At 55.4% G+C, this 21,533-nt stretch carries 29 protein-coding genes; 15 read left to right on the top strand and 14 right to left on the bottom strand.

The window, feature by feature from the left end; all coding sequences use genetic code 11:
- Positions 1–148: 148 nt before the first annotated feature.
- Entirely contained in the window at positions 149–985 is an 837-nt protein-coding gene (locus ABLV30_RS16375; protein ID WP_014838530.1) for an alpha/beta hydrolase, read from the top strand.
- A gap of 41 nt (positions 986–1,026) precedes the next feature.
- Here the strand turns inward: ABLV30_RS16375 and ABLV30_RS16370 are convergent, their stop codons facing one another.
- Complete coding sequence (locus ABLV30_RS16370) at positions 1,027–1,245, bottom strand: YdcH family protein (RefSeq protein WP_004102179.1); 219 nt, start codon at positions 1,243–1,245, stop codon at positions 1,027–1,029.
- A gap of 146 nt (positions 1,246–1,391) precedes the next feature.
- Here ABLV30_RS16370 and ABLV30_RS16365 point away from each other — a divergent pair, with 146 nt between their 5' ends.
- Positions 1,392–2,285 carry an oxidoreductase gene (locus ABLV30_RS16365; protein WP_025106287.1) on the top strand — a complete coding sequence of 298 codons (894 nt, stop codon included), beginning with the start codon at positions 1,392–1,394 and terminating at the stop codon, positions 2,283–2,285.
- Positions 2,286–2,321: 36 nt separating this feature from the next.
- On the opposite strand, the gene ABLV30_RS16360 is transcribed toward ABLV30_RS16365, so the two are convergent.
- The 5 genes from ABLV30_RS16360 to ABLV30_RS16340 all read right to left on the bottom strand — a co-directional run bounded on the left by ABLV30_RS16360 (position 2,322) and on the right by ABLV30_RS16340 (position 4,353).
- A complete protein-coding gene (locus tag ABLV30_RS16360) occupies positions 2,322–2,570 on the bottom strand; it encodes a hypothetical protein (protein ID WP_004120166.1) in 249 nt (82 codons plus the stop codon).
- 66 nt (positions 2,571–2,636) lie between these two features.
- Complete coding sequence (locus ABLV30_RS16355; protein WP_154919124.1) at positions 2,637–2,873, bottom strand: hypothetical protein; 237 nt, start codon at positions 2,871–2,873, stop codon at positions 2,637–2,639.
- A gap of 74 nt (positions 2,874–2,947) precedes the next feature.
- A complete protein-coding gene (gene tssD / locus ABLV30_RS16350) occupies positions 2,948–3,427 on the bottom strand; it encodes a type VI secretion system tube protein TssD (RefSeq protein ID WP_154919122.1) in 480 nt (159 codons plus the stop codon).
- A gap of 60 nt (positions 3,428–3,487) precedes the next feature.
- Complete coding sequence (locus ABLV30_RS16345; protein ID WP_305956153.1) at positions 3,488–3,658, bottom strand: hypothetical protein; 171 nt, start codon at positions 3,656–3,658, stop codon at positions 3,488–3,490.
- 2 nt (positions 3,659–3,660) lie between these two features.
- Positions 3,661–4,353: a hypothetical protein gene (locus tag ABLV30_RS16340; RefSeq protein WP_032719142.1), complete on the bottom strand. Its 693-nt coding sequence runs from the start codon at positions 4,351–4,353 to the stop codon at positions 3,661–3,663.
- Positions 4,354–4,794: 441 nt separating this feature from the next.
- Here ABLV30_RS16340 and ABLV30_RS16335 point away from each other — a divergent pair, with 441 nt between their 5' ends.
- The 7 genes from ABLV30_RS16335 to ABLV30_RS16305 are packed head-to-tail and all read left to right on the top strand — an operon-like array spanning position 4,795 to position 10,099.
- Entirely contained in the window at positions 4,795–5,766 is a 972-nt protein-coding gene (locus tag ABLV30_RS16335; RefSeq protein WP_004851020.1) for a phosphotriesterase, read from the top strand.
- 9 nt (positions 5,767–5,775) lie between these two features.
- Positions 5,776–6,516 carry a creatininase family protein gene (locus tag ABLV30_RS16330; protein ID WP_265799982.1) on the top strand — a complete coding sequence of 247 codons (741 nt, stop codon included), beginning with the start codon at positions 5,776–5,778 and terminating at the stop codon, positions 6,514–6,516.
- Complete coding sequence (locus ABLV30_RS16325; protein ID WP_265799980.1) at positions 6,509–6,952, top strand: PTS sugar transporter subunit IIA; 444 nt, start codon at positions 6,509–6,511, stop codon at positions 6,950–6,952. Before ABLV30_RS16330 ends, ABLV30_RS16325 begins: the two co-directional genes overlap by 8 nt.
- Before the next feature lie 25 nt (positions 6,953–6,977).
- Positions 6,978–7,265: a PTS sugar transporter subunit IIB gene (locus ABLV30_RS16320; RefSeq protein WP_004851015.1), complete on the top strand. Its 288-nt coding sequence runs from the start codon at positions 6,978–6,980 to the stop codon at positions 7,263–7,265.
- A complete protein-coding gene (locus ABLV30_RS16315; protein ID WP_004851013.1) occupies positions 7,262–8,572 on the top strand; it encodes a PTS ascorbate transporter subunit IIC in 1,311 nt (436 codons plus the stop codon). The genes ABLV30_RS16320 and ABLV30_RS16315 overlap by 4 nt, the downstream gene beginning before the upstream one ends.
- A 16-nt stretch (positions 8,573–8,588) precedes the next feature.
- The gene (locus tag ABLV30_RS16310; protein ID WP_009652212.1) at positions 8,589–9,329 is read left to right on the top strand and encodes an SIS domain-containing protein; all 741 of its coding nucleotides are present in this window, start codon (positions 8,589–8,591) and stop codon (positions 9,327–9,329) included.
- Between the two features lie 14 nt (positions 9,330–9,343).
- Positions 9,344–10,099 (top strand): GntR family transcriptional regulator, encoded by a 756-nt coding sequence (locus ABLV30_RS16305; RefSeq protein ID WP_004851009.1) that lies wholly within the window; start codon positions 9,344–9,346, stop codon positions 10,097–10,099.
- Here the strand turns inward: ABLV30_RS16305 and ABLV30_RS16300 are convergent.
- The 5 genes from ABLV30_RS16300 to ABLV30_RS16280 form a co-directional block, all read right to left on the bottom strand.
- Positions 10,096–10,302 (bottom strand): helix-turn-helix transcriptional regulator, encoded by a 207-nt coding sequence (locus ABLV30_RS16300; RefSeq protein ID WP_004120193.1) that lies wholly within the window; start codon positions 10,300–10,302, stop codon positions 10,096–10,098. The two genes, ABLV30_RS16305 and ABLV30_RS16300, sit on opposite strands and share 4 nt — an antisense overlap.
- A gap of 2 nt (positions 10,303–10,304) precedes the next feature.
- Positions 10,305–10,838: a DUF2975 domain-containing protein gene (locus ABLV30_RS16295; RefSeq protein ID WP_221687365.1), complete on the bottom strand. Its 534-nt coding sequence runs from the start codon at positions 10,836–10,838 to the stop codon at positions 10,305–10,307.
- Between the two features lie 27 nt (positions 10,839–10,865).
- Positions 10,866–11,210 (bottom strand): hypothetical protein, encoded by a 345-nt coding sequence (locus ABLV30_RS16290; protein ID WP_025106293.1) that lies wholly within the window; start codon positions 11,208–11,210, stop codon positions 10,866–10,868.
- A complete protein-coding gene (locus ABLV30_RS16285; protein WP_025106294.1) occupies positions 11,207–12,319 on the bottom strand; it encodes a serine hydrolase domain-containing protein in 1,113 nt (370 codons plus the stop codon). Before ABLV30_RS16285 ends, ABLV30_RS16290 begins: the two co-directional genes overlap by 4 nt.
- 392 nt (positions 12,320–12,711) lie before the next feature.
- Positions 12,712–13,767, bottom strand: coding sequence for an SDR family oxidoreductase (locus ABLV30_RS16280; RefSeq protein WP_025106295.1), 1,056 nt, complete (start codon positions 13,765–13,767; stop codon positions 12,712–12,714).
- 97 nt (positions 13,768–13,864) lie between these two features.
- Here ABLV30_RS16280 and ABLV30_RS16275 point away from each other — a divergent pair, with 97 nt between their 5' ends.
- Both ABLV30_RS16275 and ABLV30_RS16270 read left to right on the top strand, forming a co-directional pair.
- Positions 13,865–14,752, top strand: coding sequence for a LysR family transcriptional regulator (locus ABLV30_RS16275; RefSeq protein ID WP_025106296.1), 888 nt, complete (start codon positions 13,865–13,867; stop codon positions 14,750–14,752).
- Between the two features lie 71 nt (positions 14,753–14,823).
- Entirely contained in the window at positions 14,824–15,492 is a 669-nt protein-coding gene (locus tag ABLV30_RS16270) for a class I SAM-dependent methyltransferase (RefSeq protein WP_265799975.1), read from the top strand.
- A gap of 131 nt (positions 15,493–15,623) precedes the next feature.
- Here ABLV30_RS16270 and ABLV30_RS16265 read toward each other — a convergent pair whose 3' ends face one another.
- Positions 15,624–16,931: a serine hydrolase gene (locus ABLV30_RS16265; protein ID WP_265799973.1), complete on the bottom strand. Its 1,308-nt coding sequence runs from the start codon at positions 16,929–16,931 to the stop codon at positions 15,624–15,626.
- Positions 16,932–17,039: 108 nt separating this feature from the next.
- Here ABLV30_RS16265 and ABLV30_RS16260 point away from each other — a divergent pair, with 108 nt between their 5' ends.
- The gene (locus ABLV30_RS16260) at positions 17,040–17,918 is read left to right on the top strand and encodes a LysR family transcriptional regulator (RefSeq protein ID WP_025106299.1); all 879 of its coding nucleotides are present in this window, start codon (positions 17,040–17,042) and stop codon (positions 17,916–17,918) included.
- Between the two features lie 72 nt (positions 17,919–17,990).
- Here ABLV30_RS16260 and ABLV30_RS16255 read toward each other — a convergent pair whose 3' ends face one another.
- On the bottom strand, positions 17,991–18,221 hold the full coding sequence (locus ABLV30_RS16255) for a tautomerase family protein (RefSeq protein ID WP_014229413.1): 231 nt from the start codon (positions 18,219–18,221) through the stop codon (positions 17,991–17,993).
- Between the two features lie 61 nt (positions 18,222–18,282).
- Here ABLV30_RS16255 and ABLV30_RS16250 point away from each other — a divergent pair, with 61 nt between their 5' ends.
- The 3 genes from ABLV30_RS16250 to map all read left to right on the top strand — a co-directional run bounded on the left by ABLV30_RS16250 (position 18,283) and on the right by map (position 19,842).
- Complete coding sequence (locus tag ABLV30_RS16250; protein ID WP_014229412.1) at positions 18,283–18,750, top strand: helix-turn-helix domain-containing protein; 468 nt, start codon at positions 18,283–18,285, stop codon at positions 18,748–18,750.
- Positions 18,751–18,863: 113 nt separating this feature from the next.
- Entirely contained in the window at positions 18,864–19,082 is a 219-nt protein-coding gene (locus tag ABLV30_RS16245; RefSeq protein ID WP_004102160.1) for a ParD-like family protein, read from the top strand.
- Positions 19,063–19,842 carry a type I methionyl aminopeptidase gene (gene map, locus ABLV30_RS16240; RefSeq protein WP_046877961.1) on the top strand — a complete coding sequence of 260 codons (780 nt, stop codon included), beginning with the start codon at positions 19,063–19,065 and terminating at the stop codon, positions 19,840–19,842. The genes ABLV30_RS16245 and map overlap by 20 nt, the downstream gene beginning before the upstream one ends.
- A 49-nt stretch (positions 19,843–19,891) precedes the next feature.
- Here map and ABLV30_RS16235 read toward each other — a convergent pair whose 3' ends face one another.
- Positions 19,892–21,214 (bottom strand): FAD-binding oxidoreductase, encoded by a 1,323-nt coding sequence (locus tag ABLV30_RS16235; protein ID WP_047723801.1) that lies wholly within the window; start codon positions 21,212–21,214, stop codon positions 19,892–19,894.
- Positions 21,215–21,533: the final 319 nt, after the last annotated feature.

Genomic DNA, 21,533 nt, shown 5'->3' with positions numbered 1-21,533 from the left:
TCGGCAAAAATCATCTACACTTTTCCAGCCAGGTCATTTTCACACCTAACGAGACGCTATCGTCCAGACATAGCATCCCGCCTTAAGACCCGACCCACTGCAGGCGTCAGGCCCGCAGCCTTGTTTTCTCACGAGAGGAGTTTGTAACATGGCATTTGTGACAACCAAAGACGGCGTCAATATCTTCTTTAAAGACTGGGGCCCGAAGGAGGCGCAGCCGATCGTATTCCATCATGGCTGGCCTTTAAGTGCCGATGATTGGGATAACCAGATGCTGTTTTTCCTGGCAGAAGGGTTCCGGGTTATTGCGATTGACCGACGCGGTCATGGTCGTTCAGATCAGGTGAGTGACGGTCACGATATGGATCATTATGCCGCCGATGCCTCAGCGGTGGCGGAGCATCTGGATCTGCATAATGCCGTGCATATCGGGCATTCTACCGGCGGTGGGCAGGTTGCGCGCTACGTTGCGCAGTATGGTCAGCCGCAGGGGCGCGTGGCCAAAGCGGTGCTGATCAGCGCGGTTCCGCCATTGATGGTAAAAACGGAGAGTAATCCGGGCGGTACGCCAATCGAGGTGTTTGATGGTTTTCGCAAAGCGCTGGCCGCCAACCGCTCGCAGTTTTATCTCGACGTGGCGTCCGGGCCGTTCTACGGCTTTAACCGTGAAGGCGCGGAGGTGTCCCAGGGCACGATTCAGAACTGGTGGCGGCAGGGCATGACCGGTAGCGCAAAAGCGCACTATGAGGGGATTAAGGCGTTTTCGGAAACCGACCAGACCGAAGATTTAAAAGCCATTACGCTGCCGGTGCTGGTGATGCAGGGCGATGATGATCAGGTTGTGCCTTATCAAAACGCCGCGATACTGCAGGATAAGCTGCTGCCGAACAGCCAGCTAAAAATTTATCCCGGCTTTCCGCACGGTATGCATACCTCGCACGCCGATGTGATTAACGCCGATCTGCTGGCGTTTATTCGCTCGTAGCCTGGTGCTATAAGAAGGCCGCCATCCGGCGGCCTTCTTGTTTACATCAAGCTTTCATGCTGGAGGATTTTGAGCATCTCGTCCTTCAACATAAGTTTTTCTTTCTTCATCTGTACAAGCTCGAGACTGTATCCTTTGCCATCGACTCCTTCTATGCGGGAAATGTCGTGATCGAGTGCATTATGTTTTTCGAATAGCGACTGAAAGCGCGGATGCGTGGTTTTTAATCGAGAAATCAGCTCTCTGTATTCTGGAAACATGTACCTTCCTTGTTGATGGTGAAAAGTGTGTACGCTGACACACACATTCAGATTACCCATATGAATAAAATGGTAATGCGAACGAAGTCGCGTTTATGTTACGTACTAATGAAATCTCAGGGGCCGGAAGCGGCCTGGAGGCATAGATGACAGTTGAAGAACCCACCGTTGCGCTGATCGGTCCGGGCGCAATTGGTACCACCATCGCCGCGGCGCTGCACGAGGTTGGCCGTACGCCTCTGGTATGCGGCCGCCGTGCGCACCCGCAGCTTTCGCTGCGTTTTGATGGTGGAAATATTGTGGTGCCGGGGCCGGTCTTGACGGAACCGGCATCGGTCGCCGCGCCGTACGACCTGGTATTTGTGGCGGTAAAAGCGACACAAATTGCGGCTATTGCACCGTGGCTGCAAGCGCTGTGTCACGATCGAACGGTAGTCTGCGTGCTCCAAAACGGCGTTGAACAAAAAACGCTGTTCGCGCCATACGTGGCGGAAGCGGCCGTGCTGCCATCGGTCGTCTGGTTCCCCGCCCAGCGTGAACCTGAAGCGTCGGTCTGGCTGCGGGCGAAACCGCGCCTGACGCTGCCGGATGTTGAGGGGGCCGAGCGGGTGCGGCACGCGCTACGGGACACGCGCTGTGAAGTGGATATCAGCGCGGATTTTCTTTCCGTTGCGTGGCGCAAACTGCTGCAGAATGCGGTCGCCGGTCTGATGGTGCTGGCGGGGAGGCGGGCAGGGATGTTTGCCCGCGACGATATCACGGCGCTTGCTTTAGCCTATTTGCAAGAGGGGCTGACGGTGGCGCGCGCCGCAGGCGCCAGCTTGGACGACGGCGTGCCGCAGGAAATTCTCGCCGGTTTCCATCGAGCGCCTCCGGATTTAAGCACTTCAATACTGACGGATCGCGAGGCCGGGCTGCCGCTGGAGTGGGATATTCGCAACGGGGTCGTTCAGCGATATGGCCGTATTCACCATATCCCCACGCCGTTAAGCGATGTGATTGTGCCGCTGCTGGCCGCCGCCAGCGACGGGCCGGGCTAAAGGCGCGGGACGCCGGCGTGATAACGTTCCCCGGGATCAGATTGATTCCGCCAGCCGGTCGACAACCACTTTGCCGCTATTATCAAACTGGGTGATGCGGTAATTCACGCAATAGGAACGGCGGGTGGTAAATTGATTGAATAACGCCACCCGGCCTTTTTTATCACCATTTTTATTCACAATAATCCATTCGGTGACGTCCGTTGAATTCGCTTTACCGCTGCTGGCGTCCTGTTGTTCGACCAGACGATCCTCTTTTTCTACCTTCAAAAAATCACGTAACATTTATTTATCTCCGCTCATCATTGTTTTTAACAATACTCTCTTTATCGATTCATTCAATTAAACATTTTAATCAATGATGTTGATTATTAGTCTGAGATTAAACGTACTGAAAGATTCCATAACGTGTTGTTTATAAATAATAAAATCATTCACCTCCTTGGTGATGAAAGCGATTTTTCCATGAGCAGCGGTATTCTCTTTGAAAAATTCCCATGTGACAACGTCACTTTTATGTTGAACATTCTCCCCCGGTTGGAGCGCTAAGGTGGAACATTGCCACGGTGTTGGTGCTAAATTATCCACCAGATTTCCCGCCAGCGGTTGATGTCCTCGTGAGGCTCACAGGAAGCCTTGACCTCCTGTGAAACCCTTTGTCATCACGCACAGCAACGATCGTTCCAGCTATCACGATAGATAATATTTCCTTCCGTATACTTCCAAGTGATCGCCTCATAACGCAATTCAAGCGTTTCAAGATGAGTACTACTCATACCGTTAGGAGAGAGGTACGGTGCAACCGTTGTAAACTTGACGTTTTCCAGAATGATATTGAAATATTCGGCTTCAATACCTGATTCGAGAATACGATACATTTTGATTGTCGCCGTCTTCATGGTTCGGCCTTCGCAGACTGCGCGATACAGAAGCGGTGTTGTCTGATCAAATTCTTTTACTATCGTGATAGGGCGGTGAATGCGGGTACCCGTCAGTTTTCCCCAGCTGGGATCTACCGGGATAGTGATACCGTGGGAGAAGGATTTTAACTCGATAGATCCCATTCGTAGCGGCATTAAACAGCTACCCATAATTGGAGAACCATTTTCATCCTCAAGCCATAAATGTGCGGGTGTAGACATACTATTTCCTTATATATTCAGGAGGGTAATAATTTTCAGGGATTACCATGTTACGTATCGTTAAAAAATAAAAATTACAAATAAGAAAAAAACGGGGATAAGCCAGGCAGGACTCCCCGGAAACCATAGACCTTGAATTAAAGCAAATACTATTGTTAGCGCGGCGGGGCCATAATACGACACCAGGGACCTAAATATTCGCCTGAGCAATCTTTTAATCAAATTCATCATAATTATTGGATCATCCTCCTGATGATATCTGCAATTTCATCATCCGATACCCATTGTGCTTTAAACGCCTCGGCGCGTTCAAACAAGGGTTCTATCAGAAAATACATCATTTCCAGCTCTTTCGCGTATAGCGCTGAGTAGTAAGCAGGATAAGTCATGTGAAGACGATGTGCACTATTAACCGCTTTCTGGACAACGCCGTATATGGCAATAGCGCCTACAATCCCACCTGCTTTTTGCCCTGCCAGTGCGCTGAACTCAAGACTGAGTCTTGTGCCTACTGCGACAAATGATGCTGTTGCTAAAGCAAATCCCGCGCTTGTCAGTGAACTGGCGGCAATATGGATATTAACCGCCATAAGCTTTTTTTTAATGTATTCCAATTGATCGTTGGTTTTAAATTTGAATATTTGTTCAAAATATATTTTTAGCAAGTCGTACACGAGATTACCATGTCGCAACAAATAAATAACACCTTGTTTAAATCGAAGGTCTTCGTTTTTTTGTTGCTGGCATACATCCTGATACTCATCAGTAAAGCAGGAGGTATAATACAGCATACGCATCGCGCCTGCGCCTATGCTTTCAATCTGATTTGATACCGCTTTTCCGACGCCCGTTAAGGCACGGTCGAGTTTTAACGCAAGGATTTTATTCGTCTGTAAATAACTGATCACTTCATTCCTGTAGAACATCACTGCTCCTTGCTCGTTTTCATTAAATCCCGTTTTTGAATTTTATCCAGCGAAAGCATCCGATGGTTAAAGGGAAAATAATACAGTCCCATCCTGTTTGTCCGTGAAGTTACTGGCATAACCTGTAGGTTCTGCTTTATTACGGGAACGTTCGGGGGCATGAAAGGTATTTTTACCATTCCCTTTATAGCAGCCAGTGTCAGCCGTAATTTTCACTGAAGTATGAAAATCTTTATACCGTCCCCGGCACGATCCTCTTACAGATATAATTTCTGTTTCCGGGAAGTCAGCCGCGTAGTGCGCCGTTATCGCGTTTTAAATATCTACCGGGCTCACAGATAGAAATTTTATATGACCGATGCGAACTTGATCACTTGACTGGTCAAGTGGGTCGCGCCTATGTTGAAAGCACCTTCTTATCCGTTCCGGGGAGCAAGAAACATGGGCATCATTCGAACGTTAAACGGGGATATTTCCGCTAATCAGCTGGGCGTCACCTACAGCCATGACCATATCTACTGTATTCCGCCCTATTGGGCCGAGCGTCAGGATGACGATCTGTTACTCGACGATCCGCAGGCTTCAGAGCGTGAATTAAGCGACTTCCGCCGGGCGGGTGGTAACGCCATATACGACGCCACCGCGCCGGATTATGGCCGTCAGGCCGCAGCCGTCGCCGCCATGGCGCAGCGCCAGCAGCTGCACATTATCGCCACTGCGGGTTTTAACAAAGGCTTTCTGTGGAGCAGCAAGCGGCCGGGCTCCGCGCAGACTTTCGCCGAATGGATTGCACATTCAGACGTTGATGAACTGGTTGAACATGTCTGTCGCGAGGTCACTGAGGGGATAGAGGGCACCGAACATCGGGCTGGCGTGGTGAAGTGCGGTACCGGCTATAACGCCATTTCCCCTCTGGAACAAAAAACCATGGAGGTTATCGTTCGCGCCCAGCAGCGCACCGGGGCGCCGATGCACAGCCATACGGAAATGGGGACGATGGGACTCGAGCAGGCGCAGCTCTTTAAAAAATGGGGGCTGGATCTCTCCCGCTTATGTTTTGCTCATATGGATCGTAACCCCGATCCCTGGCTGCACCGTCAGATCGCCAACACCGGGGCGTTTCTCTCTTTCGACGGTATCAGCCGCATCAAATATCATCCCGAGCACATCCGTACCCAGGCCATCCTGGCGCTCTGCCAGCGCGGTTATCAAAAGCAGATCTTAATCGGCGGCGATTTTGCCCGTAAATCCATGAGCGCGCATTACGGCAAAGGGGGGCTGGGGCTGAAATTTATCCTTAGCGACTGGCGGCCAAGATTCATTGACGAGGCCCGGGAAGCCGGGTTTGACGGCGAAGCGCTGCTGCATGATTTCTTCGTCGACAACCCGGCGCGTTACCTCGCTTTTGCCTGAGGAGATGTTATGAAGCTGCATCGTTTAAACGAAAGCGAGGCCCGGCGGGCGTTACAAAAGGCGCGGATCGCCTTATTGCCGCTCGGCGCCGTCGAGCCGCACGGCGACCACCTGCCGCTGGATACCGATAACCTGCTGGCCGAGCGGTTTTGCGCGCTGCTTGACGAGCAGCTGGGCGAGTGCGCCCTGAGCCTGCCGGTCTTTTCCTACAGCCAGGTCTGGTCCCTGCGCGGCCACGCGGGCGCGATTGATATCGGTCATGAACGGCTGACGTCGCTGCTGGTGTCGCTGGCGGAAAACATGGCCAGCTACGGTATCACCACCACGGCGGTGATTAACGCGCATTACGGCAATTTTGATGCGATGAAAGCGGCCTCCCGGCAGCTAAAAGAGCAGGGTATTACCTTGCTTAGCTATAGCTGGGCGGGGATGGATGAAGAGGTAAAAAAACGGCAAACCACCGCGGTGGCTTACCCCGGCTATATGCATGCTGATGAGGTCGAAACCTCGCTGATGCTGGCGCTGGCGCCAGAGTTCGTCACCATGACCAACGCCCGCGCGCACTATCCGGCTTTCCCGAACAATTTTCGCTATCAGCCGATACCCTGGACCGAGTTTTCTGACTATGCGGTGCTGGGCGATCCCACTGCCGCCAGCGAAGAGAAAGGGCGCGCGTTCGTCCAGCGGGCGCTGGCGACCACGCTTGCCTCTATCCGTCATCACTTAACTCAAGGAGCCTCCGATGATTGAGCGTCAGGCGATACGCGTTGACTACCCGGCCGCTACCCCTGAGGAGGCCATCCGCGAGGCGGGGAACGCGCTGTGCCGCGCGGGAGCCTGTAGCCCGCAATACGTCCAGGCAATGGTCGATAGCTACCGCGAGCTGGGCCCCTATTTTGTCATTGCCCCCGGGCTGGCGCTGCCGCATGCCCGCCCGGAGCAGGGGGCGATGAAAGCGCAGATCAGCGCGGTCAGGCTGCGTGAACCGCTGGCGTTTGGTCATGCGGAAAACGACCCGGTTCAGGTGGTGCTGGGGCTTTCGGCAACCAGCAGCGATGCCCATATCCACCTTATCCAGCATATCGTGACCGTACTCAGCGATGAAAATAACCTGCATACCCTGATGCATTCGAACGATCCAGAACAACTTTATCGGCTGTTAGCCAGCGGCTCGCAGCGTTTGTAGCGTGATGAACACGGAGTGAATAGCGATGAAAATTCTGACAGTCTGTGGTTTAGGTATGGGCTCCAGCCTGATTTTAAAAATGAACGTTGAGGCGGTGTTAAAACAGCACGGGATTCAGGCATCCGTGGAACATATGGATGTCTCTTCCGCCGCTTCGGCCAACGCCGATGTGGTGATAACCAACGCGGAGCTGGTGGACAACCTTAAGCATCTGTCCTGTCCGGTGGTGGTGGTGAACAACTATATCGATAACGCCGAAATCACCGCGGCGCTGACCCAGGCGAAAATTCTGCCCGCAGGAGAGCCGTCATGAGCGAGTTTCTTGGCGTGCTGCGCTGGATCACCATCAATATATTTGGTGAAGCGTCGATCTTAATTGGCCTGATTGTGCTGCTGGGGCTAGTGCTGCAAAAGAAATCGCTGGCGGACATTGTGTCCGGTACCCTGAAAGGCATTCTGGGCTTTCTGATCATCGGCGCGGGGGCCGGGATTATCGTCTCCGCGCTGCTGATATTTCAGCCGATCTGGACCGAAGTTTTCGGTCTCAGCTCCATGAACCTGACCAATATTATCGGCCAGGCGCGCTTCAGCGAACGCTACGGAAGCAGCGTGACCATCGCCATTGCCGGCGGATTCGCTATCAATTTGCTGCTGGCCCGGCTGACGCGCTTTAAATACATCTACCTGACAGGACATATGATGTTCTGGACGACGATGATCTTTGCCGGGGTGATGGTGAACACCGAGCCCGCTATTTCAGCGGTGCAGCTGACGCTGATGCTAACGGTGATTATGGGGCTCTACTGGACCCTACAGCCCGCGCTGGTTCAGCCCTGGGTGCGAAAAATCACCGGCAACGACAACGTGGCGCTGGGGCATACTTCCGCCTCCGTCGCGCTGCTGGGGGCGATTTTTGGCCAGATTTTCGCCCGCAACAAAATCAGCTCCGAAGATATCAAAGTCCCTAAAAAGTTGGGTTTCCTGCGCGACTCCAACGTGGTGACGGCGTTGACCATGGCGCTGCTGTTCTTTATTGGCACCTTTATTCTGCAGATTAAAGGTACGCCGAAAGCGGCGGAGATTCTGGCGCAATCCGGCGACCTGAGCTTCTACATCTATGCCCTCAAACAATCGCTGATGTTTACCGGCGGCATTGCCGTCGTGCTGCTCGGCGTACGGATGTTTATTGGCGAAATGGTGCCGGCGTTTAACGGCATCGGATCGCGGCTGGTGCCCGGCGCAAAACCGGCGCTGGACTGCCCGATACTGTTTAACTTTGCGCCAAACGCGGTGGTGCTGGGGTTTGTCGGCGCTTTTGTCGGCTCGCTGCTGTGGCTGACCCTGATCGGCCGCTATACCGGCTACGTTTTTATTCCCAGTATGATTGTGATTTTCTTTCACGCCGGTACGGCGGGGGTCTTCGGCAATATTACCGGAGGCTATAAAGGCGCTCTGCTGGCGGGGTTTATCACCTCGACCGTGGTCGCCTGGGGGCAGTATTTCTGCGTCACCGGCTTTATCGACAATACGATCCCGGATACCGCGCTATGGGCAGGCGACAGCGATATGTTTGTCCTCGCGCCAGTCATTCATCTTTTGACCCGCCTGCTGGCGTTCTGATATCGGGAGGAAGTCTATGAGTCAGGCCCTGAAACAGTACTACAGTCAGATCCGCCAGAAGCTGGCTTTTCTTGAGCAGCGCCCCGATGAACTCACCCGGGCGGCGGAAATCATGTCCCACAGCATTATGGGGCAGCGCAACATCTTCGTCTTTGGCGCCAGCCACGCCGGGATTCTGGCGGAGGAGATGAGCTATCGCGCGGGCGGCCTGGCCATCATCAATCCGCTTTTTACGCCTGCGCTGATGCTTAACGTCAGGCCGTTAACCCTCACCAGCGCGGTGGAAAATGTGGAGCACCTCGGTCGGGTACTGGTGGAGCAGTCGCCGCTAAGGGCTGAAGATACGCTGCTGATCCATTCGGTGTCGGGACGCAACGCGATTACCATTGATGTCGCGCTGGCGGCGAAAGCGTGCGGCGCAAAGGTTATCGCGATTACCAGCCTGGCGACGGCGGCGCGCGTGACGTCGCGCCACTCCAGCGGCAAGCTGCTGGTGGATGTGGCCGATATCACCATTGATAACCACTGCGAGTATGGCGATGCGGCGGTGAGCCTGCCGGGGATGGCGCAGAAAGCCGCGCCGCTCTCCACCATCATGGGCGCGACCATCGCTAACAGCCTGGTATTACGTATTTGCGAAATCATGCTGGAAAATGCGCGCACGCCGCCCATTCTCGCCAGCGCAAACATAGACGGTAATCAGGAGATAAATCAGGATATACTTAGCGCTTACAGGAGCCAGATACACTACCTCTGAGTTGGAGCACAAGTATGTTTGAGTCGGATGGACTCCCTCTCTATTTAAGGATAAAAGACGTTATCCTGCAGCGGATCCTCTCTTTTACCTATGACGATAAACTCCCGGGCGAACTGCTGCTCGCCGGGGAGTTTAAGGTCGCGCGCGGTACCATTAAACAGGCGATAGATTCGCTGGCCAGTATTGGCATGGTGTACCGCGAACAGGGTAAAGGGACGTTTATTAACCGCGATGCGCTGCAGAAATACTACACCGACCTCCCGGACGTACTGACCACCTTTGCTCCGCCGGGGGAGATAGCCGTGGAAGTGCTGTCGCTGATTTCGACCATGGCCGACCGCCAGGTGGCGGAGCAAATGGGGCTGGATTTAGGCTGCCAGCTGATGCGTCTGGAGCGGCTGTTAGTGCAGGGCGACCGGCCGGTTGGCCATGTGCTGACCTGGCTTAATGGCCGTATCTATAACGATCTGAGCCACGTGGACGGCAGCCGATCGCTGTATAAGCAGCTGCGGGAAACGTTCGGCTACTCGCCGGCCAACGCCACGGAACGCTATACGCCGGTGTGCTGCGATAGCCGCACGGCGGGATTGCTCAATATTGAACCCGGCCAGGCTCTGTTTCGCATTGAGCGCGTCGCCCGCGATCTGGATGATGTGGTGCTTGAATACAGCGTCACGCATACCCTTGACGCCAGCCTGTCGCTGCAAATCGCCACCAGCCAGAGCAGCATGAGCCAGCAGTGGGCCTGCACGATCGAGAAAGGGCGTTAATCCGCCTCCCAGGCGAGAATATCGCCTGGCTGGCACTCCAGCGCCTGGCAGATTTTTGCCAGCGTATCGAAGCGGATACCTTTCACCTTTCCTGATTTGAGCAAAGACAGGTTTTGCTCGGTAATCCCTACATAGGCCGCCAGCGCTCTGGACGTCATTTTTCTCTCTACCAGCAATTTGTCCAGATTAACCACTACCGCCATAGTCAGATAAACTCCTTATTCTCATTTTCCGCTCTGATCCCTTCGAGCATGGAGTGAAACGTCACAAATAACAAGCCGCCGGTCAGCAGCAGGACAAAATCGCTAAGTAAAAGAACGATCTGGGTATAAGGATGCGGCCAGTAAAAAACCAGCGGCACCAGGAAGCGAAACAGCGGCAGCAGGAGCCCCATCCCCAGCATCGCCAGCGCGATTTTTCTTACCCTCAGCGCCAGGTCGAGGCTCAGAATGGTGCGTTTTCTGACGTATTGAGTGACGCGGATCCCCTGCCAGATCGCCCAGGCGAAAAGCCCGGCGGGTAAATAGAGTATCGCCAGCAGCGCCAGCAGTTTAAAAGTCGGTGCCGTCAGACCGCTTTCATTACCGAGCGGAACCTCGGCAAACTCAAGCATATTTGCGAGGAAAAACGACTCGCCAGTAAAATAGATCCACACTGGCGTAATGACCGCCAGAATAAAAAACAGCGGTAATATTCCAGCCAGTAAGAACAGACTGAGTTTGTTTCGTGCGTTTTTCACCTTTAACCTTCCTGAATAATGGTGCGATTACAGAACCAGCACGCCTAAGCATGACATAAGGAGCAGAGATAAGACAACGTGTAGTCCGGCCGCCCGTCGCGACGGGCCGCGGAACCACGGGCGCTGCCAGACGCTAAACAGACCGATGGCAATAAACGCCGCCTGTATTGTCCAGGTCAACATTCGCATCAGGTAGCCTGTTTTACTCAGGTTATCGATGGTTTGTAATGACTCGGCAATATAAATAACAATGAAGGTGAAGAGAACATAATTAATAAGGCGTACTTTGTACCGTGCAAACCCGTTTCCGGAAATAAAGACCGCCACTGACAGCAGGGTCAATATCGCCCACAGCATATTAATCCAGTTCATCGTTCTTCCTTAACGTCGGATAGCGTGGAAAGCAGCAATTTGATTGCCGGCACAATTACCGGCCATGCGGTATCTGAGAGGATCACGACGGCGGTTTTACGCTCGGGGTCAAAGGCCATCACGGCGGCATAGCCCGCGGACTGACCATCGTGCCAGATAATATCCCGTCCCTTGATAGCGGTGGTGAACCATGAATAGCCTACCCGTGAATCGGGATCGTCGGTCGCGAACCGCGGCGCCATGCCCTGGCTTCCGGCCAGTTTTCCTGCCATAAGCGCCTGGGCATATTTCGTCATATCGACAATAGTGGAACGTACGCCGGCCGCAGGCGAGAAGGCGTTTAAGATCCACGGCGCTTCGCGTAAACCTGACGCTGACCAGCCCGGCATAAATGCCGCGTCAGGCGGCGTCGTCTCTTGCGCCACAAGCGAACGGGTCATCCCGGCCGGTGCAAAAACGCGCTGTTCCAGCAACGCCGCGAATGTACGGTGAGAGGCGCGTTCCAGCGCTAGCCCCAGCAGGGCAAACCCGGAATTGGAGTAATCAAATATTTTGACCTTCGGTATCCGCGCCCGGTTAATCATTTCCGCCAGCTCCTGGCGATCGTAGCTCCACGGGTTTTCTCGTCTCACAATGGCGGTAAGCATGGCGATTTTCTGCGTGAGCGATGAGGCGAACGGAGGCAGGCCCGAACGATGCGAGACGAGCTCCTCAAGGCTAATATTCCGCGCCGGACCGACGAGCTCTGGCACCAGATCGCCGACCTGCGTCGTGGCTGTGACTTCGCCGCGCCGGATGGCATCAATCAGCAGGCTGGCGGTCAGGGTTTTGCTGAGGCTGCCAATCTCAAACTGCCTGGCATAATCATTGCCCCAGATACCATAGCGCACGCCGCCTGGCGTGATGAGCGCTGCGGCGACGTGACCGTGCGCGCCTTTGAGCAGCGGCGTTAAAAAGGCAACCAGCGCTTTGTCCCCGGATACCTGGGTGGTCAAGGGTCTGAAGCCGGGTTGCAAATAAATGCCTGCCGCCATCACCGCGACAAAAGCCAGGCCTGAGCACAGGATTTGCCAGTCACTGCAGTATCTGCGGTATCGATACCCGATCATGCTTTCTCCTTAAAATGAGTACAACCGCAATGAATACAAGGTGTACTGGACCCTGAATAGCGTGGAGCAACTGACGCGCCCGTCCCGGCAAATCCTGACATCTCGGCTGACATCGCCGGCGCGCGCCGCAGCGCCCCGGAGAGTAACCCCCCGCGCAGCATACTTCTGTTCATGACTTGCCTCTCCTGGCAATCTGGTCGGTGAAAGAGCGCGCAGATTATCCTGGTGTTTATCGTTTTACAATAAACTTTTATCGTTTTATATTTAATTAAAAAGCGGGGAGAGCCAGAGCGCGAAGCGCGAGTCGCGCGCGAAAAACAGAAGCGTGGGTTGATCGCGCGGCGTTAATGGCTCTTTGAGAGTGGCAGAATATCTGTCTGGCGGAGGCGTTATCAGGGGATAATGCGCGCGGCTCTCAGCTGAGCGAACAGGCGGAAAAACATATCGTCGGTGGCCTGCATTTCAGTGAAGCCCGCCCGGCGCAGTTTGCTGCCATCGCCAAACATGTCGTAGTTCCAGCCAAAGACGAAATCAGCAAATTTACCGTCGCTGAGCCTTAAGATGTCCGCTTCCACCAGACTCTGCCCGGCCAGTTCGCGCCAGTGCGAGCGGTAATCCACAAACAGCTGGTTAAATGACAGTCTGACCGGCGGGGCGGATGCCAGTTCAAACCAGCTCGCGATGCGCGGCCACAGCTCGCACCAGCGCCAGATGTCGCCGTTATTGACGTTGAACGCCTGGTTTTGCGCCGTTGGCGAGGTCGCGGCCCAGAGCGTGGCATCAGCCAGCAACCCGGCGTCCGTGTGATCGACAATGCTGTGCCAGGTTTTTTCCGAACCGGGGAAACGCAGCGGTAGATCCTGCGCTTTACATAGCGAAGCATAGATCGCGATGCTGAGTGCGAGATTCATGGCGTTGCCGGGCACCGTACTGCCGACCACGCCCGGCCTGATCGCGTTCCAGCGCCACGTTTTTCCGCGCTGGAAATGGCTGAGCCAGGTGAGCTGAGCGGCGTTAAATTCGGCCCCGGGTACGCCGGGATCGCTTTCACGCGCCGGGGTTTTGAACGGACCAAGATGCGCGCCGTACACTTTGTATCCCTGCATCAGGCTTACCGTCCGTAGCGGTGCGGTTTGCTCGATGTTGCTGACCAGGTTGCGCAGCATGGTGACGTTCGGTTCAACCATTTCCGCCCAGTTCCCGGCGTTGGCCCATGCGCTGTAAAAAATGTGGGTGACGCCGTTGAGCGAATGCAGTTTTTGCGCGCTGTGCTGCGCATCCAGTAAATCGACGTGAATGAAGGGAATGTTTTCCGGGTGGGACGATGCATGGCGGCTGAGGCCGATAACCTCCCAGCGATTGCGTAACAGCGTTTTCACCAGTTCTCTGCCAATAATGCCGCTGGCGCCGGCGACCAGGGCGATTTTGGGTTGCGGTATCTTATTCACGTTGCTTCTCCAGGGTGGGTGACAGAGGCAGTGTGGTATATTATTTTTTTCACGCATATCCCGTAAAACTGATGGCACTTATAAGCAGAATCATTAAATGAATAATAAGCTCAACGCCATTGCCACCTTCCTGCGCGTGGTAGAAGCGGGATCCTTTTCAGCGGCAGCCCGCCAGTGCGGAATGAAACAATCCGCCGTCAGTCAGCAGATCGCGGCGCTTGAGGAGGAGCTTGGGGTGGTGTTGCTGCACCGAACCACGCGTGCGATGGCGCTGACCGAGCAGGGAGAAATTTACCGGCGCGATATGCAGCTTTTGCTGGAAGCGATGCATGAAGCGGAAAGGCGCTTACAGCCAACCGATCGCCAGTGGCAAGGCCGGGTGCACGTGCAGCTGCCGAGCGGCCTGGGGCAGCTCTTTTTGCCGCATCTGCTGGCGCTGCAGAAAATGCACCCCGAGCTGCGTCTGACGCTTTCTCTTGATGACCGCATTGCCGATCTGGTTGCTGAAGGAGTGGATGTCGCGCTGCGGTTGAGCAGTGAACCGCCGCCGGGGAGTGCGGCGCGCGTGCTGGCGCGTATTGAAACTGCGCTCTTTGCCGCCCCCGGTTTTAAAACGGTGCATGCCGTCAGCGAGCTGGCCGCCCACCCGCACGTGCGGTTCAGCGGCATCGCGCAGGACGCGCCGCTGCGGCTGGTCTCGGGTGATAAAACGGTTGATATGAAAGTCAATACCGTGTTTCGGGCTAACACCAGCGAAGCGCTGCTGCAGGCGTTAGAGTCCGGCATCGGTATCGGCGGCATGCAGTTACCCCTTGCGGCCCACGCTTTGCAGTCCGGCAGGCTGGTACCGGTATTACCCGCCTGGCGATTACCCGATCGCGTTCTCTATGCGGTCTATCCTGACGCCCGCTTTATCCCACCGCGGGTAAGAAGTATTATCGACGTGATTGAACAATTGCTGCCTGAGATGACGGAGCGTGTCTGACGGTTGGTTTTTCTCCTGCCTCTACCGCGCGTAAAGTGACGAGCGTTGCTGCTGACAAAGGCGTCTTAATTATGAACCGCTATGAAAAAGAGTATCGGCAGTTGCTGGCAAATGGCGCTATCGCCTGGGCTGGCGAAGGTTATTCCCGGGCCAAAGAACAGCAGGAGCGCGTTTTTAGCTGGCTTCACTTACAGCACTATTTCCCCCAACCCGGCACGCCTGTCCTTGAGCTGGGGTGCGGGAATGGCGCGATGGCCGCGCAGTATTTTGCGGAACGAGGCTATTCGGTGTGGGGGATAGATTGGTCCGAAACCGCGATCCGATGGGCACAAAATCGTTTTCAGCAAGCGGGTCTCCCGGCAAATTTTTTTGTCGGAGATGTCTGCCATATTCATCAGTGTCAGGATGCGACGTTTGAGCTCATTGTTGATGGCAGCTGTGTGCATTGCCTGATTGACGATGCCCGCCACCTCTGCTTTGCCGAAGTCAGAAGATTACTGAAACCCGGAGGACGGCTGGTGATCGGCTCCATGTGCGGAACCCCGCGTCATCCCGAGGATATTCTCGCGTACGATCCTATCCGCCATCATTTACTTAAAGAGAGCAAACCCTGGCGTACGTTGCGACCGCTCCAGGCCCTGCTGGACGAGATTCGTGCGGAGCAATTTACGGTTCTTGAGGTGAATATTAATGAGAACGCATGGTGGGATCATGCCACCGTGGTATGTAGAGTCGATTAACCTTCACGCCTCCCGTCCGCTATGGCCTGGAGCGGACGGGGAGCTTATGGGTAAACGTGAACGTTCTGCCGCCGGCGACGGTGCCAGGCCCCTGATTCAGGCGCTCAGCACCGACGGGATCCAAACCGGCGTTAATGCAGTGCCTTCGCTATCGCGCTAAACATCAGCGAGGATTCCAGCGGTTGGGCGCTGAAGGCGGGCTCAGCCTGCGGCCAGGTCGACCACTGGACGATGACCAGATTTTCCGCCTGATTAACCATTATCATCTGACCAAAAATGCCCAGCGCCCACAGCGAATGTTGAAGGGATGCCTGCGGCGCAGGTTCAACGTTGGTCGCATTGGCCGGCACTTCATTGTTCCACCACTGGTAGCCGTAAATACCGTGTGGATGCGCCGCGGACACCGAGCCTGCCGCCCGGGTCCAGCGTGATGACTCGGCAACCCAGTTTTCCGGCAAGATCTGCTCGCCGTTCGGCAGCAGGCCGTTATGCAGAATGAACTCACCGAAGCGCCCCCAATCCTCTAACGTGGCGTTAAAGCCGTGCGCGCCCACATCGTGCTCACCTTTTGTGTAGGCATGCCACACGCCGTCGCTCGCCATACCGTAGGGTTGCCAGATACTTTTTTCCAGATATGCCGCCAGCGTCATGCCGGTGGCGCGTTCCAGCACATCCCCCAGCAGCCATGCGCCGCCGGAGGAGTAAGACCAGTTCTCGCCGGCAGGATGCGCGCGGCGCAGGCCGGACACCAACTGACGTACGCAGTCATAGGCGCCGGGTCTGGCTTCACACTCGGTAAGCCGGGCGAAGTCCGATTGCGGATTAGTGTAGTCCTCATTCCACGCCACCCCGGAGGTGTGGCTAATCAGCTGCTTCAGGGTCACACCGTCCCAGGCGGTGCCTTTCAGGTCGGGTTCATACTGGGTGATGAGATCGTCGAGCGAGTGAATTTTGCCCTGTTTAATCGCCACGCCCACCAGGGTGGCAACCACGGATTTGCCCACCGAGCGCGATGTCCAGAGAGTGGTGTCGGTATTGCCTTCTGCCAGATATTTCCAGGCCACTTTGCCATTTTTCAGCACCAGCATGCCGCTGACGTTCTGGCGCCGCAGGTAATCCTGCAGATTCCAGGTTTGACCGTTCACCCGATAGCTTGCGTCGGTTAAGCGTTTCGCCGCGGCCTGCAACGGCACGGCATTACCGTGATGAAACACATCGCCAGCGTAATTGCGGTAGTCGTTACGAAAGCCGATTACCCGGTCGGTCTGGCTCCAGGTGAGCATGTTGTGGGGATCCGGAAGCGGCGCATCAAAGGGGGCGGGACAGACGCTGAGTTCGGTGCCGGTACAGGCGGCCTGCGCGGCGGGCGCCAGCAGGACGCTGCAGAGACTGATAACAACGCCAGACAGCAGGCCAGGGTTAAACACTTTGCTTTTCATATTTTTACTCGTTCAGCTCAGGAAGGTGTTCAGCTTAAAAAAACGCGGCCTATAATAAAAAACGCATCATGGGGGAAAATCCCCCACAACAACTGAATGGAGGGCCGTATGCCGAGCCTGATATATTCTTTTGCCCAGCTGGAGGCCTTCACCGCCGTGGTTGAGTGCAAAAGCCTGGCGAAAGCGGCGCGCCAGCTGGGCAAGGACCGGACGACGCTGCGCGATTTAATTGAGTTCCTCGAAGATGGCCTGGGGTATGCGCTGTTCCTGCGCGAAGGGCGAAGCCTGCGCCTGACGCCGGAAGGTGAGCAGCTGCAGCGGCAGGCGCACCTGCTGATGCGCCAGGTGAAAGCGTTTGAAGCGTTTGCCAGGGCGGTGCCGAACAGCGCCACGCAGGACATGACCCTGGTCTACGATCCCTTTACCCCCAGAACGCTGCTGCAGGGGCTGATTAGCGCTATGGCCCAGCGCAACGTTCGTCTGAGTCTGATAAACGCGTCGCGCGACGAGGCGGAAAAGCTGCTGGCGAGCGGGCAGGCCGACCTGGGGATCTGCCAGGCGCGCCATCGTAGCGTGGGAGACGCTATGGAGTGGCGCGCCTTAGGGGCAATCGAGATGGATTTTTACGCCGCCGAAGCGCTTTTTCCCGGCGCTAAACAACCGCTATCCCTGCTGGAACTTTCGCTGGCGCCGCAGGTGATTATGCACCCGGATACTGACGAGCCCGTGGCCCGCCGTCTGCAAATTTCAGGACATACCATCTTCACCAACGACCTGGAGATGCTGCGTGGCCTGCTTGAACAGGGCTGCGGCTGGGGATTCTTGCCGACGCACATGAATGCGGCGCGCTGGAAAAACGTCACAACCTTGCGCACCGAAGTCGGCAATCAGGGGATCGGCCAAACGATGGTCACTATCTGGAAGCCGGGCAACGACAGGCGGGCGCTGGTAGCTGACACGCTGGACTTGTTGCCGGCATTGTGGTGAAAGCAGGGCCTCGCTGCTGGCATTTCGGCGACAGGGCGAGGCGTAAATCGATAAATACGCTACCTTGCAGAGTTATTGAGCAGACGAAAATTTTGCCGCGATCGCTTCAGCCGTGGGCTGTATGCCGCCCAGACTCCACTGTTCCGGCTCATGCTCATCAATGCGAACCCAGACTGAACGGCGGAACTCAGGATCGCCTTTCCCTTCAATTTCGACAATCAGATCGGTCATGCGGCGTAAAAGCTCTTTTTTTTGCTCCGGGTTCATTATTCCTTTAATGGTTTGTACATTGACGAAGGGCATTGTATTCTCCTTGGTAAGCTAGGTCTAAAATTCATACTCAGATTAAAGAGCGAAAGCGGACATGTCAAAAAATAATTCAGTTGCCTACCTATTACCGGAGCTTTGCGGGCTTTCTGCGGCAGCGGAAATCCTGGGAGATAGGTGGGTTTTGTTGATTTTAAGAGAGGCTTTCTACGGCGTGACGCGCTTTGAAACGATTCGCTCGCATACAAAAATGCCTAAGCAGACGCTGGCAAACCGGTTAAAGAAAATGACGGAACTGGGTTTACTGAGCAAAACGCCTTATCAGGAAGAAGGCGTGCGCGAACGTTATGAGTATATCCTTACGCCAAAAAGCCGCAGCCTGGCGCCGATCCTGTTTTCCCTGATGGCGTGGGGGCATAAAAATATCCTGCATGATGAACCGCATATTGCGCTGGTGGATAAAGAGAGCGGGGACGTCGTCCACAATGCATTTGTGACGACGAAAGGCACCGTTGTTGAACCTCGGAACATCCAGATAGTGGCTCTGAACCTTAACCAGCCGTAGCGCGGGCGACAAAAACCGCAACCCCGTTTTCTGCTTTCTGACGGCAAACGTTGTCTGCTTGAGCGGGGAGGCGTAATATACGAAACATATATAAATTGTTACGGTACGTATAAATGGGCATTGTAAAAATTTCCGACCTGCTGCACGACGATATTCGTGACGCCAGCAAGGCGATGTCGCGTTCGGTCAACGCGCAGGCGGAGTACTGGATCCGTCTGGGTATGATGAGCGAGCTCTATCCCGAACTTAACCATCAGCAAATTAAGCTGATGATGCTCAAGTCCGGCTCTGACCGCTTGCTGGAGGTGATCAATGCTATCAATTCCCATTAAGACCGCGGACGAGCTGGCCAGACAGCGCCGCGCAGGTGAGCTGCTGGCCTCGGTTTTCGACATGCTGGATACCTTTATTCAGCCCGGTATCTCCACCATGGCCATCAACAACCGGGTAGAGGATTTTATCGTCAACGATCTGCATTCGCGCCCGGCCAGCAAAGGGCAGTATGATTTCCCCTACGTGCTGAATACGTCGATCAACGAAGTGGTTTGTCACGGTATGCCAAAGGAGAGCGAGCATCTGAAATCCGGCATGATCGTGAATGTGGATATTACGCTGGAAAAAGAGGGGCTGATTGCCGATTCCAGCAAAATGTATCTGATTGGCGAGGTTTCACCGCTGGCCCGTCGGCTGGTGCAGAAAACCTACGAAGCGATGTGGAAAGGGATCAAGGTCGTCAGGCCGGGCGCGACGCTGGGCGATATCGGCCATGCGATCCAGACTTATGTCGAAGGTAACGGCTACAGCGTGGTCAGGGAGTACTGCGGCCACGGCGTCGGCAGAGAGATGCACGAAGATCCCCAGGTGCTGCATTACGGCATACCCGGAACCGGCGCCGTGCTCAAGGAGGGGATGGTGTTTACCATTGAACCTATGGTGAATCAGGGCGATAGCCGGATAAAAACCAAAAAAGATGGCTGGACGGTGGTCACCCGCGATAAAAAACTGTCCGCGCAGTGGGAGCACACCATCGCCGTCACCGCGGATGGATTCGAGGTCCTGACCCTGCGTAAAGAGGAAGCGATCCCGGAGTAGCCCAAACAACAGGTTTCACGCCCGGGCAGTGAAACCTGTCAGACAGCGACTACGCGGGCATCTCTTTGCGCCCCACATAACGCTCTTTCCATAATGCGCCCGCCACCCCGATATCGAGGAATGGCGAAGGCGGCATAACGTTCGCCTGGCCGAGCGACTGCATCGCGGCGATCAGCGGGTTGTCCTGGCCCATCGCCAGATCGGCAAGCAGCGTCCCGGCGATAGTCTGTTTAGATACGCCGGCGCCGTTACAGCCCCCGGCGGTCCAGATCTGTGGCGCAAGACGCCCCCAGACCGGCGCGCCGTTGCGGGTGACGCTGATGGTCCCGGACCAGGTTCGCTCCAGCGGCACATCCTGCAGCTGCGGATAGGCCGCGTGGAACAGCGCCAGATGCTGGCGCGCGGCGCTGGCGGTCTGTCCGGCGGTAATCACTCCCCGCAATGCCGGATCGACATGCTGGCGGACCAGAAAACGATGATCGTGGGTATAGCGTAGCGTGGCGCCGGCGATCGCGTTGACCGGCGTTAATCCCCAGCTTTCCATTGCCGGCAGACGCTGGCGCTGTTCAGGGGTGAGCGGGGCGGTAATGCTGGCGTAGGTCGCCATTGACGCCTGGCGGCTCACGGTGGGCGAGAGTTCGCGCGAGAGCGCGTTGGTCGCCAGCATCGCCTGGTCGGCGCGGATCGTGCCCTGCAGCGTCGTCACCCTGACGCCGCCGTTTTCCTGACGCATAGCCAGCGCCGGGGTTTGATGGTAAACCGTGACGTTTTCCGGCAGATGACGCGCGAGGCCCGCAATCAGTTTCGCCGGGTTCACCAGAATACAGCCGGGGGTGTAAATACCTTTGCTGTAGAGGCGGGTTCCCAGCTTCTGGTACAGCGCTTCGCCGTCCAGCAGGCTGTAAGGCTCCTGCATCAGCTGCAGGTTATCCACATACTCCTGCATAATGGCTTCGCTGGACGGATCTATCTGGCAGTGGTATTTCCCGACGTTTTCCCATTCGCAGGCAATCTGGTGCTCGGTCACCGTTTCATCGAGCAGGCGGATCCCCTCCTGGAGCAGGGCGCGGTAATCCTGCGCTTTTTTCAGCTCGGCGGTAGAGCTGCCGATATTGTGCGGCAGGCCGATGATAAAGCCGGAATTTCGCGCCGAGGAGCTGGTCGCGGCGCATTCGGCGTCGATGAGCACGATGTTCAGCTGCGGATTGAGGCTGGCCAGCCTGCGGGCAAAGCTTACGCCGGCATAGCCGGAGCCGATAATCACCCAGTCAGCTTTAATGTCTCCGCTCAGCGAGGGCTGTCGATAAAGATCTTCTTCATTAAGCGGCCATCCCACCTGATTTTGATTGAAAGGCACTGATGCAAATCTCACGGTTAATCTCCCTGTGGAAAAAACACCTGCAGGGCAGGTGTGAATGGGGTTGCCGCTCTCCGCGTTTTTGGTCTGGAGTGTGAGTCGGCAAGCGCCAGGGCAGCGTCTGAAAAATCACCACGCTGAATGATAATCACCTGGACAACAATTCAGCAGAATAACAAGGAACAGGCAAAATAACACCTCTTGCTGTAGGGGTATGCGGTTTTCTCTGGCCTGCGATATCACCCTGACGATTCACTACGGCAGCGAGTCGGCTACCTGGTTATTCCTTTCCTCTAACCCTGCAAGATACCGCATAAGATATTGCTGTGGATCA

The sequence above is a fragment of the Klebsiella sp. CN_Kp113 genome (genome assembly GCF_040064585.1).
Classification (GTDB): domain Bacteria; phylum Pseudomonadota; class Gammaproteobacteria; order Enterobacterales; family Enterobacteriaceae; genus Klebsiella; species Klebsiella michiganensis.
Note: the sequence above shows the minus strand (reverse complement) of the source record. Positions and strands in the feature narration are given on the sequence as shown.

Bases quoted from the DNA above. Each gene is read 5' to 3' on its own strand.
- ABLV30_RS16335 (WP_004851020.1), top strand. From the start codon at position 4,795: ATGGGCATCATTCGAACGTTAAACGGGGATATTTCCGCTAATCAGCTG.
- ABLV30_RS16375 (WP_014838530.1), top strand. From the start codon at position 149: ATGGCATTTGTGACAACCAAAGACGGCGTCAATATCTTCTTTAAAGAC.
- ABLV30_RS16260 (WP_025106299.1), top strand. From the start codon at position 17,040: ATGCCGAGCCTGATATATTCTTTTGCCCAGCTGGAGGCCTTCACCGCC.
- ABLV30_RS16290 (WP_025106293.1), bottom strand. From the start codon at position 11,210: ATGAACTGGATTAATATGCTGTGGGCGATATTGACCCTGCTGTCAGTG.
- ABLV30_RS16370 (WP_004102179.1), bottom strand. From the start codon at position 1,245: ATGTTTCCAGAATACAGAGAGCTGATTTCTCGATTAAAAACCACGCAT.
- ABLV30_RS16330 (WP_265799982.1), top strand. From the start codon at position 5,776: ATGAAGCTGCATCGTTTAAACGAAAGCGAGGCCCGGCGGGCGTTACAA.
- ABLV30_RS16300 (WP_004120193.1), bottom strand. From the start codon at position 10,302: ATGGCGGTAGTGGTTAATCTGGACAAATTGCTGGTAGAGAGAAAAATG.
- ABLV30_RS16305 (WP_004851009.1), top strand. From the start codon at position 9,344: ATGTTTGAGTCGGATGGACTCCCTCTCTATTTAAGGATAAAAGACGTT.
- ABLV30_RS16245 (WP_004102160.1), top strand. From the start codon at position 18,864: ATGGGCATTGTAAAAATTTCCGACCTGCTGCACGACGATATTCGTGAC.
- ABLV30_RS16345 (WP_305956153.1), bottom strand. From the start codon at position 3,658: ATGATGAATTTGATTAAAAGATTGCTCAGGCGAATATTTAGGTCCCTG.
- ABLV30_RS16360 (WP_004120166.1), bottom strand. From the start codon at position 2,570: ATGTTACGTGATTTTTTGAAGGTAGAAAAAGAGGATCGTCTGGTCGAA.
- ABLV30_RS16315 (WP_004851013.1), top strand. From the start codon at position 7,262: ATGAGCGAGTTTCTTGGCGTGCTGCGCTGGATCACCATCAATATATTT.
- tssD (WP_154919122.1), bottom strand. From the start codon at position 3,427: ATGTCTACACCCGCACATTTATGGCTTGAGGATGAAAATGGTTCTCCA.
- ABLV30_RS16340 (WP_032719142.1), bottom strand. From the start codon at position 4,353: ATGTTCTACAGGAATGAAGTGATCAGTTATTTACAGACGAATAAAATC.
- ABLV30_RS16270 (WP_265799975.1), top strand. From the start codon at position 14,824: ATGAACCGCTATGAAAAAGAGTATCGGCAGTTGCTGGCAAATGGCGCT.
- ABLV30_RS16255 (WP_014229413.1), bottom strand. From the start codon at position 18,221: ATGCCCTTCGTCAATGTACAAACCATTAAAGGAATAATGAACCCGGAG.
- ABLV30_RS16275 (WP_025106296.1), top strand. From the start codon at position 13,865: ATGAATAATAAGCTCAACGCCATTGCCACCTTCCTGCGCGTGGTAGAA.
- ABLV30_RS16250 (WP_014229412.1), top strand. From the start codon at position 18,283: ATGTCAAAAAATAATTCAGTTGCCTACCTATTACCGGAGCTTTGCGGG.
- ABLV30_RS16265 (WP_265799973.1), bottom strand. From the start codon at position 16,931: ATGAAAAGCAAAGTGTTTAACCCTGGCCTGCTGTCTGGCGTTGTTATC.
- ABLV30_RS16325 (WP_265799980.1), top strand. From the start codon at position 6,509: ATGATTGAGCGTCAGGCGATACGCGTTGACTACCCGGCCGCTACCCCT.
- ABLV30_RS16285 (WP_025106294.1), bottom strand. From the start codon at position 12,319: ATGATCGGGTATCGATACCGCAGATACTGCAGTGACTGGCAAATCCTG.
- ABLV30_RS16310 (WP_009652212.1), top strand. From the start codon at position 8,589: ATGAGTCAGGCCCTGAAACAGTACTACAGTCAGATCCGCCAGAAGCTG.
- ABLV30_RS16365 (WP_025106287.1), top strand. From the start codon at position 1,392: ATGACAGTTGAAGAACCCACCGTTGCGCTGATCGGTCCGGGCGCAATT.
- map (WP_046877961.1), top strand. From the start codon at position 19,063: ATGCTATCAATTCCCATTAAGACCGCGGACGAGCTGGCCAGACAGCGC.
- ABLV30_RS16320 (WP_004851015.1), top strand. From the start codon at position 6,978: ATGAAAATTCTGACAGTCTGTGGTTTAGGTATGGGCTCCAGCCTGATT.